Source organism: Parvibaculum sp. (genome assembly GCF_030651915.1).
Classification (GTDB): Bacteria; Pseudomonadota; Alphaproteobacteria; order Parvibaculales; family Parvibaculaceae; genus Parvibaculum.
Genome location: NZ_JAUSBV010000002.1, coordinates 537,590 through 550,063 on the forward strand (window position 1 = coordinate 537,590; position 12,474 = coordinate 550,063).

The 12,474-nt window shown below is 65.2% G+C and carries 9 protein-coding genes; 4 read left to right on the forward strand and 5 right to left on the reverse strand.

The features are described 5' to 3' along the window. The first annotated feature begins 172 nt into the window (after window positions 1-172). The 3 genes from Q7V31_RS03135 (at window position 173) to Q7V31_RS03145 (ending at window position 7,210) form a co-directional block, all read left to right on the forward strand. A complete protein-coding gene (locus tag Q7V31_RS03135; RefSeq protein WP_304732359.1) occupies window positions 173-1,621 on the forward strand; it encodes a TrkH family potassium uptake protein in 1,449 nt (482 codons plus the stop codon). Window positions 1,622-1,711: 90 nt separating this feature from the next. Then, complete coding sequence (locus Q7V31_RS03140) at window positions 1,712-3,448, forward strand: alpha/beta fold hydrolase (RefSeq protein ID WP_304732360.1); 1,737 nt, start codon at window positions 1,712-1,714, stop codon at window positions 3,446-3,448. 141 nt (window positions 3,449-3,589) lie between these two features. Next, the gene (locus Q7V31_RS03145) at window positions 3,590-7,210 is read left to right on the forward strand and encodes an autotransporter domain-containing protein (protein ID WP_304732361.1); all 3,621 of its coding nucleotides are present in this window, start codon (window positions 3,590-3,592) and stop codon (window positions 7,208-7,210) included. Window positions 7,211-7,234: 24 nt separating this feature from the next. On the opposite strand, the gene Q7V31_RS03150 is transcribed toward Q7V31_RS03145, so the two are convergent. Genes Q7V31_RS03150 through Q7V31_RS03170 form a run of 5 tightly spaced genes read right to left on the reverse strand, consistent with a single transcriptional unit; the run spans window position 7,235 to window position 11,668 of the window. Further along, entirely contained in the window at window positions 7,235-8,353 is a 1,119-nt protein-coding gene (locus Q7V31_RS03150; RefSeq protein ID WP_304732362.1) for a sulfate/molybdate ABC transporter ATP-binding protein, read from the reverse strand. 1 nt (window position 8,354) lies between these two features. Further along, window positions 8,355-9,230, reverse strand: a complete 876-nt coding sequence (gene cysW / locus Q7V31_RS03155; RefSeq protein WP_370690627.1) for a sulfate ABC transporter permease subunit CysW — start codon at window positions 9,228-9,230, stop codon at window positions 8,355-8,357. Between the two features lie 48 nt (window positions 9,231-9,278). Continuing rightward, window positions 9,279-10,133, reverse strand: coding sequence for a sulfate ABC transporter permease subunit CysT (cysT, locus tag Q7V31_RS03160; protein ID WP_304732363.1), 855 nt, complete (start codon window positions 10,131-10,133; stop codon window positions 9,279-9,281). A gap of 6 nt (window positions 10,134-10,139) precedes the next feature. Then, window positions 10,140-11,162 carry a sulfate ABC transporter substrate-binding protein gene (locus Q7V31_RS03165; RefSeq protein WP_304732364.1) on the reverse strand — a complete coding sequence of 341 codons (1,023 nt, stop codon included), beginning with the start codon at window positions 11,160-11,162 and terminating at the stop codon, window positions 10,140-10,142. 59 nt (window positions 11,163-11,221) lie between these two features. Next, entirely contained in the window at window positions 11,222-11,668 is a 447-nt protein-coding gene (locus tag Q7V31_RS03170; RefSeq protein WP_304732365.1) for an Rrf2 family transcriptional regulator, read from the reverse strand. Between the two features lie 340 nt (window positions 11,669-12,008). Between Q7V31_RS03170 and Q7V31_RS03175 the strand changes: the two genes are divergently transcribed. Beyond that, window positions 12,009-12,419, forward strand: coding sequence for a hypothetical protein (locus Q7V31_RS03175; RefSeq protein ID WP_304732366.1), 411 nt, complete (start codon window positions 12,009-12,011; stop codon window positions 12,417-12,419). Window positions 12,420-12,474 lie beyond the last annotated feature (55 nt).

Sequence of the window (12,474 nt, forward strand, 5' to 3'; positions counted from 1 at the left end):
GTGACTGATGGATCGGCGCCGGTGTAAAAGGGCGGGAAGCGGCGGGTTCGGGGCCGTGGCGCCGGCATGGCGTCCACCCCTCGATGCCTATATATCTCGAAGACCCCCGCCCGGCCAGCCGGGCGGGCGAGATGCGGCAAAGGGTCTTGGGTGGCCCGCAAACGGGGGATCGATGGACAACACCAAGGTTGTCGGCCTTGTGGTCGGGGCGCTGCTGGTGGCGCTCTCGGTGCTGATGCTGGTGCCGATCCTGGCCGAGCTTGTCGCCAATAGTGGCGACTGGCAGGCCTTTTTGGGATCGGCTGTCGTCACCGGCTTTGTCGGCGGGGCGCTGATGTTTGCCAACCAGACCGAGGATCGCGATCTCGGTCACCGCGCCACTTTCCTCGTCACCGTGCTCTCCTGGCTTGCGGTCGGCGCCTTTTCGGCGCTGCCCTTCGCCTTTTCGCGTGTCGGCATGAGCTACACCGATGCCTTTTTCGAGGCCATGTCGGGCTTCACCACCACCGGCGCCACGGTGATGATCGGCCTCGACATGACGCCGCCCGGCCTCTTGCTCTGGCGCTCGTTGCTGCAATGGGTCGGCGGCATCGGCATCATCGTCACGGCGGTCGCCATTCTGCCCTTCCTCCGGGTCGGCGGCATGCAGCTCTTCCGCACCGAGAGCACCGACCGTTCCGACAAGGTGCTGCCGCGCCCCGGCCAGATCGCGGTCGCCATCGGCGAGGTCTATCTGCTGCTGACGCTGCTCTGCGCGCTTGCCTACATGCTGGCCGGTATGGGGGCCTTCGACGCGCTCAACCATGCGATGACGACGGTCGCCACCGCCGGCTATTCGACGCATGACGCTTCATTCGGCTATTTTGACAATGCAATGGCCGAATGGATCGCCGTTATCTTCATGATTTCGGGCGCCGTGCCGCTGGTGCTCTACATCCATACCGCGCGCGGCAGCGGCGAGACGCTCTGGGGCGACCCGCAGGTGCGCGGCTTCATCACGCTGATCGCCGCCGTCACCATCGTGATGGCGCTCTGGCTGGCGGCGCGGGGCGACTATTCCTTCTTCACGGCGCTGCGCTACACCGCCTTCAACGTCACCTCCATCGTCACTACTACGGGCTTTGCCAGCACCGACTATACGGCCTGGGGGTCATTCGCCATCATGGCCTTCCTCTTCCTGATGTTTCTGGGCGGCTGCACCGGCTCGACCTCGGGCGGCATGAAGATGTTTCGTCTGCAGGTGCTGGCCATGCTGCTCAGGACGCAGATCCGCCAGACGCTCTATCCGCATGTCGCCCAGACGCTGCGCTACGGCAACCGCACGGTCAGCCGCGACATCGTCTTCTCGGTGGCGCTGTTTGTTTTCGTCTATCTGGCGTCCATGGTTGTCGTCGCGCTGGCCCTTGCCGCGTTCGGCCTCGACTTCATCACCGCGCTGTCATCGGCCATCACCTCGATCGCCAATGTGGGCCCCGGCCTCGGGCCCGTTGTCGGCCCCGCCGGTAATTTCGCGTCGCTGCCCGATGGCGCCAAATGGATCATGGCCTTCGCCATGCTGCTCGGCCGCCTCGAACTGCTGACGGTGCTCGTCATGTTCTCGAAGGATTACTGGCGGGAGTGAGGGGGCGAAATTGCCGATGGCCGATCCTCCGGGTGCGGCGTAGCATCCCGGCGGTGCCAGCCGGGATGCTGGGGGGTCAAGGGGTCGGCAATGAAGGTTGAGGACGGCGACACGCCGGTGGACGAGGCGGCAGGACTGGTCGACCAGGTCTATGCGACCGTGCTGGAGCCCGGCCGCTACGACGAGCTGATGGCCGCCTGGGAGCGCCACATCGCCGATGCCATCCGCGAGCTCGACGGGCCGGAGGCCGATGCCCAGGGGCCTTCCGGCCGCGACGAGATCGAGCGGCATTTTCTCAACGCCTTTACCATTCTCGAACGTCTCGGCCGGCCGCTCGAGGACCGGCGTCCGATTGCGGCGCTGGTCGAGGCCGATCCGCGGCCGGCCATGCTGCTCGGAGCGGGTGGGCGCATCGCCGCTGCAAACGGCGCTTCCGCCGAATTGTTCGGCGCTTCTGCCGGACAATCCCTCGACACGCTGCCGGTCGATGCCGACGGCATGCGCCAGATCCGCGAGGCGCTGGCGCGCATGGGCGACGAACCGCCGGGACGGCTGCTGGCGGTGGCGCGCGCCTTCTCGGTCCGCGACGGTTCGGCTTTCATCGTCGCGCTGACGCGCGCGCCGGTGCGCGAGGGCGACGCGCCGCTCGGCCTTCTCGGCGTTGCCGATCTTGCCTGGAACGATCGCATCGGCGCCGTGCTGCGGCAGGCCTTCGGGCTCAGCGAGGCCGAATGCGAAATCGCCCGCTCGCTGATGGCCGGCGCCTCGGCGCGCGACATCGCCGATGCGCGCAAGAGTTCGATCGAGACGGTTCGGACACAGATGAAAGCGGTGCTGCGCAAGACCGAGGCGCATTCGCAGGGCGAGCTGATCCGCATGACGGCGGCGCTGGCGCAATTCGATATGGGCGGCGATGGCCGCATCATGGCGCGCGGGCGGCGTGCCTCGGCGCTGTTCGATGTGTTGCGGCGCGGCCCGCGCAAGCTCGTCTACACGCGGATCGGTGCGCCGCAGGGCCGGCCGGTGCTGTTCATTCACGGCATGCTCGATGGTTATGCGGCACCGCTCTTCAACCGCGAGGCGCTTGCGGCGCGCAACATCAATCTCATCGTTCCGGCGCGTCCCGGTTTCGGCGGATCGGATCACGACGGCGAGGCGGAGGGTGCGCCGGAGCGTTTCGCCGCCGATGCCGAAGCGCTGCTCGATCATCTCGGCATCGCGCGCTGTCCGGTGCTCGGCCATCTCAGCGGCGCGCTTTATGCCTATGCGATCGCGGCGCGCATGGGGCCGCGTATCCCGCTTGTTTTCAATGTTTCGGGCACGGTGCCGGTGGTCTCCGGGGCGCAGATTTCGGCATTGGCGCCGCGCCAGCGCATCGTTGCCTATACGACGAAATACGCGCCGCGCTTCTCGCGGCTGATCCTGCGCGCCGCCGTGGCGCTGATCGACAGCGGCGGCCACCACGCCTTCATGAAGGCGCTCTATGAAAGCGCCGTCGCCGACTGGCCGGTGGCGCAGCGAGACGATGTGCTCCCGCATCTCAGCGACGGCTACGACTTCATGGTGGCGCAGGGCTACAAGGCATTCGAGATCGATGCCGGGCTGTTGATGCAGGACTGGAGCCGCTATGTGGCGCCCGTCAGCCAGCCGGTGGCGCTGCTGCACGGGCCGCACGACCCGGCGGTGCCGGTCTGGTCGGTGCGCGATTTCGCCGGCCGCTATGCCAATGTCGCGTTGCATGAGGTCGAGAATGCCGGGCAGTTGATCTTCTTCGCCCATCCCGATCTGGTGCTCGACCGGCTGGAAACCGCGCTCAAGACGTCCTGATTCCAGTGAATTCCGGCCCTGCTTCGCGCATACCCCATCCGGGGTATGCGGGCTTTGCCTCGTCCGGGTCCTACTCCGCCCATCGAAATTTCCGTCAGCGGGCGCCTGTCGCGTCTGCGCGGCAGGTGGGGGTTATGAGAGATGGGCAAGACGGTCGAACGGCAAATGGCGGCGTCGCGGCGCAACCGGCGCGGCATGTTGATGGCAACCACGGCGGTGATGGCGCTGATGTCGGCGCCGGCGCTGGCGGTCGACGGGCAATGGCTCGCCAATCCCGTCAGCGGCAGCTGGAACAGCGGCCTCAACTGGTCGAGCAATCCCAGCGTTCCCGATGGCGCGATTACCTTCGGCAATTCGACCGAGACCACCATCGGCGTCAACGGCATCCATACGCTCGACAGCATCACCTTCGGCAACCCGTCCGATGCCTTCACCATCAATCTGAATGCCAGTGCCAGGTTCTCGTTCGAGGGCGACGGCATCGTCAACGACGGCATCGAGACCCAGACGTTCAACACCAACAACAGCAGTACGAGCATTCGCTTCTTCAACGACTCGACCGCGGGCACCAACACGGAGTTCAACATCAATTCCGGGGGGATCTACTTCTTCAACAACAGCTCGGCCGCCGGAAGTTCGATCACGAGCACCGATCTGATCCATTTCGGGTTCACGGCGACCGCGGGCAATGCCACCATCGTCAACGATGCGTTCGGCTCGCTGCTTTTCTACGACGAGACAAGCGCAGGCGCGTCCACGATCACCAACAACAGCTACATGGCGGCCTCGGGAACCGTCACGCTCGGCACGGCGACAATCGGAAACGCCGCCCAAATGGACCTTTCCGAAGAGGCCACCGCAGGTTCTGCTTCGCTGACCCTTCTGAACGACAGCATCACGACCTTCCGGGACGATGCCACGGCGGGCACCTCCACGATTTCGGCTGAGGCCGGCAGCGCGCTGAACTTCAGGAACAATGCGACGGCGGCATCGTCGGGAATCGACAATTCGGGCGAAGTCAATTTCGAGGACGACAGCACGGCGGGCGGCGCAACGATTACCGTCCAGAATGGCGGCTCGGTGCAGTTCTTCGACGACGCCACCGGCGGCACGGCGCAGATCGACATTCTCAACGGCGCGGTCTCGTTCGACCACACGTCGAATGCTGGCGCGGCGACCATTTACAATGACTACGATCTGAACTTTCTGACGGAGAGTTCAGCCGGGTCAGCGACGATCACCAACGACGTCGAAGGCGTGGTCCGATTCGGTTCCGATTCGACGGCGGCATCGTCGGAAATCGGCAATTCGGGCGAAGTCAATTTCGAGGACGACAGCACGGCGGGCGGCGCCACGATCACGACCCGCAATGGCGGCGCTCTCAACTTCATCGCCAATGCCATTGCCGGTACCGCCGGCCTGATCTTCGAGCATGGCGCAACCGGCGTCTTCGACGATAACAGTTCGGCCGAAAATGCCGTCGTCGATGTCCAGGGCGACGGCGTCGATTACGCCGAGCTTTATTTCCGCGGCAATGCCAGTGCCGGCGCCGCGACCATCGAAGTCGGCGGCTATATCGATTTCGAGGACAACTCGACAGCCGGCACCGCCGAAATCACCAACACCGCCGATGGCAGCACGCGCTTCTACAATTCATCGACGGCCGGCGGCGCCAGTTTCATCAACAATGGCGGCCTTGCCTTCACCGATGACAGTTCGGCGGATGAAGCGAGCATCGAAAACAACGAGGTTCTGACCTTCTCCGGTTCGGCCAGCGGCGGCACCGCCGTCATCGTCAACAACAACATGGCCGAGTTCACGCAGAGTTCCACCGCCGGCAGCGCCGAAATCGAGAACGAAGGCGATCTCTTCTTCCGCGACACGGCCTCGGCGGGCGATGCCGTCATCACCACGACCAATGGCGGCACGGTCGATTTCCGCAACGCGGCGACGGGCGGCACGGCGCAGTTCATTGTCGAGGCCGGCGGTATCTTCACGACTGAAAATCTCGTCGCGGCCAGTCTCGAAGTCGGCTCGATCGCCGGCGCCGGCGATTTCACGCTCGGTCTCGGCAAGGAACTTGTCGTCGGCGGCAACGATCTCTCGACCGAGGTTTCGGGCGTCATTTCGGGCATCGGCGGTTCGCTGACCAAGACCGGCACCGGCATATTGATCCTCTCGGGCATCAACACGCTGACCGGCGGTACCTCCGTTCAGGGCGGTATGCTGGTCGTCAATGGCGTCCTGCCCGACGTCTCGGTGTCCGGCGGCGGCACGCTGGGCGGTAGCGGCCCCGTCACCGGCTCGATCAACACACTGATCGGCGGCATCATCGCGCCGGGCAATTCGATCGGCACGCTGCAGGCCGACAATGTTGCCTTCGCCGCCGGCAGCTTCTTCGATGTCGAGGTCGACGATGCCGGCAACAGCGATCTGCTGCAGGTCGACAATGAGGCGACGATCAATGGCGGCACGGTGCGCGTCTTCGCCGAAGCCGGCACTTACGCGCCGAGCACGCTCTACACGATCCTCACCGCCAATGATGTCGTCGGCACCTTCGACGATGTCACCTCGAACTTCGCCTTCCTGTCGCCGACACTCAGCTACGACACCAACAATGTCTTCCTGACGCTCGATCTCGTCGCGGCCTTCCAGGATGCGGCGCGCACGCCCAACCAGTTCAACGTCGCCGGCGCGGCCGATGCGCTGGGCGGCGGCAACGATATTTACGATGAAATCCTGGTGATGACCGAGGATGAGGCGCGCGCCGCTTTCGATGCGCTGTCGGGCGAGACGCATGCCAGCGCCAAAACCGCCTTCTTCCATTCGGCGCAGCAGATTCGCGAAGCGCTGCTGGCGCGTCTCAGGACGTTGTTCGGCGGCGGTACGCAAACGGCGGCGCTGGCCTATGTGCCGGCGGCGGGCGATGAGATGCGCGACGGTTCGGGAAGCGTCGTCTGGGGTCATGTTTTCGGTTCATGGGGCGAGACCGACAGCAACGGCAATGCAGCCGATCTCGATCGTTCCGCGGCCGGTATCCTGGGCGGTGCCGACAAGGCGCTCGGCGAAAACAGCCGCATCGGCCTCGCGCTCGGCTACAGCCGATCGACATTCGATGTCGATGCGCGGCGTTCCTCGGGCGAGAGCGACAATTTCCACATCGCCGGCTATGCCGGCATGAAGCTCGGCGCCGCCGATCTCAAGGGCACGCTTGCCTATAGCTATCAGCAGGCCGAGACCACACGCACAGTCGTGGTCGGCGGCCTCACCAACCGCCTGAGCGCCGATTACGACGCCCACACGCTGCAGGCGGCGGCCGAAATCGGCACGGACCTCGCGCGCGGTTCGGCGGTGTTCACACCCTTTGCCGGGTTGGCGGTCGTTCATGTCGAGACGGAGGGCTTTACCGAACGCGGCGGCCCGGCGGCGCTCACCGTTGCCGGCGACGGCCACACCACCGGCATCTCGACGCTCGGCCTCAGGGCGCGGCGCGAAAGCGAAAACGTCGCCCTTCACGGCGCGCTCGCCTGGCGTCATGCCTTTGGCGATGTCGACCCCTCGGCCCGTGCCGCTTTCGCCTCGGCGCCCGCCGGCACCTTCACGGTGCAGGGTGCGCCGATCTCGAAAGACGCGCTGGCGTTCGAGGCCGGTATCGACATGAAGCTCGGTGCGCGAACCGTGCTGACGCTTGGCTATGCCGGCGAATACGGCACGGATGCGCAGGATCACGGGTTGAAAGCCGAGCTCGCCATCCGCTTCTGAGGGCAGGGGGGACGGATGCGCGCCTCAGGGGCGCGCATCCGCTTTCGGTGACGGGAAGACGCGGGCCGAGGTGGCGCGCACGAAGACGCCCTGACCGATCCTGATTTCGCCGCCCTCGAACAGCTCGCGCGGCACCGAAATCTCGATACGGTCGCGATGGCCCTCGATCGACAGTTCGACGGTGATCGCCGGGCCGAAGGGCCGCACATTGCGCACCAGCGCCGGCACGCCTTCGGCAATGTCGCGCGACACGATCTCGATTTCATGGCCGCGCACATAGGCCAGCGCCGGGCCGCTATAGGTCTCGTCGGCCTCGGCGAGCGGCAACTGGCTGCCCAGCACGCGCGCCTCGCCCTCCGTCGCCGTCACCTCGAAACGCGCGACGCCGCCGAGGAATTCGCAGACATAGGGCGTTGCCGGTTCTTCGTAGATTTCGACCGGTGTGCCGATCTGCTCGATTTCACCGTCGCGCATGATGACGACCCGATCGGCCAGTTCCAGCGCCTCTTCCTGGTCGTGGGTGACGAAGATCGTCGTCAGGCCGGTCTCGGTGTGAATTTCGCGCAGCCAGCGGCGCAGTTCCTTGCGCACTTTCGCATCGAGCGCGCCGAAGGGCTCGTCGAGCAGCAGCACATTGGGTTCGATGGCCAGCGCGCGCGCCAGCGCCACGCGCTGGCGCTGGCCGCCGGAAAGCTGGCTCGGGAAGCGCGTTTCAAGTCCCGGCAGTTGCACCAGTTCCAGCAGACGGCGCACCCGGCGGGCGATCTCGCCGGCACGCGGGCGTTCGCCGCGCGGCCGGACGCGCAGCCCGAAAGCGACATTGTCGAACACCGTCATGTGACGGAAGAGCGCATATTGCTGGAAGACGAAGCCGACGCGGCGCGCGCGCAAGCTGAGCGTCGTCGCGTCCTCGCCGTCGAAGCGGATCGTGCCTTCCTCCGTCGCCGTCAGCCCGGCAATGGCGCGCAGCAGCGTCGTCTTGCCGGAGCCGGAGGGCCCGAGCAGCGCCAGCAATTCGCCGGGCCGCACCGTCAGCGAGACATTGTTGAGCGCGGCGAAGGAACCGTAGGACTTGCCCAGCTCCTCGACATCGATGCGGACCGGCGCGCGATGGATGGCGTCCTCGTTCTGATATCCCCGCATCCTAGTGCCGTCCGCTCGCGGCAAGTTCACCACCGTAGCGCCACTCGAGCGCGGATTTGAGGACGAGGGTGACGAGGGCGAGGAGGGCCAGAAGCGTGGCAACCGCAAAGGCGGCAACGAAATTGTATTCATTGTAGAGGATCTCCACATGAAGAGGCATGGTGTTGGTCTTGCCGCGAATGTGACCGGAGACGACCGAGACGGCGCCGAACTCGCCCATCGCGCGGGCATTGCAGAGCAGCACGCCATAGAGGAGCGCCCATTTGACGTTGGGCAGCGTCACGCTCCAGAAAGTGCGCAGTCCGCCGGCGCCGAGCGAGAGCGCGGCTTCTTCTTCCGCCGTGCCCTGCTGTTCCATCAGCGGAATCAGCTGGCGGGCGACGAAGGGAAAGGTGACGAAGATGGTGGCGAGCACGATGCCCGGCACGGCAAAGACGATCTGGTAGCCGTTGGCGATCAGCCAGGGGCCGATAAAACCGTAGGAGCCGAAGAGCAGGATATAGACGAGGCCCGAAATCACCGGCGACACAGAGAAGGGCAGGTCGATCAGCGTGATCAGGAACGACTTGCCCCTGAACTGGAACTTGGCGATCGCCCAGGAGGCGACGAGGCCGAAGAGCAGATTGGCCGGCACCGAAATCGCGGCGACGAACAGCGTCAGCCGCACGGCCGATAGCGCATCGGGCTCGACCAGGGCCGCCAGGAAGGGTTCGACGCCGCGCCGGAAGGCTTCGGCGAAGACGGCGGCCAGCGGCAGCGCCAGCATCAGCGCCAGAAAGGCGACGGCGATGGCGATCAGGCCGAACCTGACCCACAACACTTCGCTGAGCGGCGTGCGGAAGCGCGCCCGCGGCGGCGGCGGATTGCCGGCGGGAATGCGCGCGATCTCGATGGCGAGCGGATCGGGTGTCACGGGTTTCGTCTCCTAGCCGGCAAACCCGATGCGCCGGCGGTTCCACGCCTGCAGCAGGTTGATGACGAAAAGCAGCGCGAAGGAAATCACCAGCATCACGGCGGCCACCGCGGTTGCGCCGGCATAGTTGAATTCCTCGAGCCGGATGACGATCAGCAGCGGCGCGATTTCCGACACATAGGGAATGTTGCCGGCGATGAAGATCACCGAGCCGTATTCGCCGACGCCGCGCGCAAAGGCCAGCGCAAAGCCGGTCAGCAGCGGCGGCATCAATGTCGGCAGCACAATGCGCCGGATGGTCTGGAAGCGCGTGGCGCCGAGCGTGGCCGAGGCTTCCTCCAACTCCTTGTCGAAATCGGCCAGCACCGGCTGCACCGTGCGGACGACGAAAGGCAGACCGATAAAGACCAGCGCCACGACGATGCCGAGCGGCGTGAAGGCGACCTTCAGCCCGAGCGGCACCAGAAAGCTGCCGAGCCAGCCGTTCGGCGCATAAAGGGCGGTGAAGGCGAGGCCGGCAACGGCGGTCGGCAGCGCGAAGGGCAGGTCGATTGCCGCATCGAGCAGGCGCTTGCCCGGAAAGCTGTAGCGCACCAGCACCCAGGCGACGAGCAGGCCGAACGCCACGTTGAGGCCGGCTGCGATCAGCGCCGTGCCAAAGCTCAGCTTCAGCGCCGCCACGGTGCGCGCGTCCGATGCCAGCCGCCAGAATTCCGTCCAGCCGAGACCGGCCGAGGTGATGAAGACGCCGGCCAGCGGGATCAGGATGATCAGGCTCAGCCAGGTCAGCGTCAGCCCCATGGTCAGGCCGAAACCCGGCAGCACCGAAGGCGCGGGACGCGGGAGGGCGAATATCGCGTGGGTCATTTTCGTTCAGCGGCCCGGCCGGTAGATTTCGTCGAAGACGCCGCCATCGCCGAAATGTTCGCGCTGCGCCTTCGCCCAGCCGCCGAACTTGTCGTCGATGGTGAAGAGCCTGACGTCGGCAAAGCGCGCGGCGTCTTCCTTCGCGGCATGTTGTGCGTCGCGTGGCCGGTAGTAGTGCTTTGCCGCGAGACGCTGGCCTTCGGGCGAATAGAGATAGTTGAGATAGGCTTCGGCGACCTTCCGCGTGCCCTTGCGGTCGGCGTTCCTGTCGACGAGAGCGACCGGCGGTTCGGCGAGGATCGAGATCGACGGCATGACGATTTCGAACTGGCCGGGGAATTCGGCCCGGGCGAGGAAAGCTTCGTTCTCCCAGGAGATGAAGGCATCGCCGATGCCGCGCTGCACGAAGGTGGTCAGCGCGCCGCGGGCGCCGGTGTCGAGTACCGGTACGTTCCTGTAGATGGCGCCGACGAATGCGCGCGCCCTGGCGTCGTCATTGTCGAACCTGTCGAGGGCATAGGCATAGGCCGCCAGATAATTCCAGCGCGCGCCGCCCGAGGTTTTCGGGTTCGGCGTGATGACGGCGACGCCCGGCTGGGCGAGATCGTCCCAGTCCTTGATGTTCTTCGGATTGCCCTTGCGCACCAGCAGCACGATGGTCGAGGTGTAGGGCGAGGCATTGTCGGGCAGGCGGGCCTGCCAGTCCGCCGGCAGCAGGCCGGCCTTTGCGATCTCGTCGATGTCGCCGGCCAGCGCCAGCGTCACCACGTCGGCCCGCAATCCGTCGATCACGGCGCGGGCCTGCTTGCCCGAGCCGCCATGCGATTGCTCGAAATTGACCGTCTCGCCGGTCTCCTTCTTCCAGTGCGCGGCGAAGGCGGCGTTGTAGTCCCTGTAGAACTCGCGTGTCGGGTCGTAGGAGACGTTGAGAATGGTGGTGTCGGCGCGCACTTCGAAGGTCAGGCCGAGCAGCAGCAGCGAGGCCCCGAGCAATATGGCCGAACGGCGCGTCAGGGATGCGAATGTCATGATCGTCTCCATTTCACTTTTAAGTCGATCAAATTAGTAGTGTTACTGGGCAAAAAATTTTATGCCCTGATGGCGGCCCGCGCCTGACGGCCCGTGTCGCCGATCGCATCGGCCAGCGTCGTCCCGTCCAGGATCGATGCCGCCGCATCCCGCACTTCCCGCATCGTCCGGCGGACGGCGCAGGCCTTCTCGTCCCGGCAATCGGCGCAGCGCCGGTAGCCGGTCAGGCTCGCACAGGGAATGGGCGCCAATGGCCCATCCATGATGCGGATCACCTGACCGAAGGTGATCGCGTCGGCCGGCTTTGCCAGGGCATAGCCGCCCAGCTTGCCGCGCTGGCTGCGCACCAGCCCGTGCTTCCTGAGATCGAGCAGGATCAGCTCGAGGAACTTCCGGGGGATGTTCTGCCGTTCGGCGATATCGCCGGCCTGCAGCAAGCCCCCGTCATTCTGACCCGCCAGTGCGATCATGGCTTTCAACGCGTATTTGGCTTTTTGCGATAACATTTGTCTATCTGATGAGTAGGGTATGAATGGGTCTCGCCGCCGTCAACACATATTTTCACAACGGATATGAAAATATGCAAATAATAACACTATAAATATGTGTTATCGTCACCGGACGAATCCGGCCGACGATCCGATTAAGCCGGATTCGCGGCGCGATAGGAAGGGCGGGGGGCGTCGCCCAACATGTCGTGCTGTGCGGCCGCCTCGAACTGCTGACCGTGCTGGTGATGTTCTCGAAGGACTACTGGCGGGAGTGAGGAAAAAGGCACTGTTGCAGACATTTCCGAAGACACTTTTGTGTAGCTGTCCGTAAATATGCCTGTGCTAGCCTGATCTCATGAAACGAAGCCTCGGCCGCCCTCGAAGCAGGTGTGTCGCCCGCCGCCGTCACTGGCTCGCGGCGCTGCTGGCGTTCGCCGTGCTGCTGACGGGCGTTGCGGTGCCGATGACCGGTCTCGATATGATGATGTCGGCACACACGATAGCCGACGGGCGCGCCCCGCTGCCTGCGGCGGATGCCATGGCCGGGATGGCAGGGCCGTGCTGCGACGATTGCGATCATGCCGACACGGCAACCTGCGACAGCTCGGCCTTCTGCATGACCGCCTGCGGCAAGCTGCCGCTTCAACTCGCCGCTGCTTCCGGATTTGTCCCGGCCAGGCACGCAATCAAGGCGGTTCGCGAGCCGGATATTGGCCGGGCCGACCTTTCTCCCGCTCCGTTGCAACGGCCTCCCAAAGCGGTGTGACGCGCCGGCGCGCGGCCCTTCCGGTTGCGCGTCAATCGTCACATCAACTTCAGGA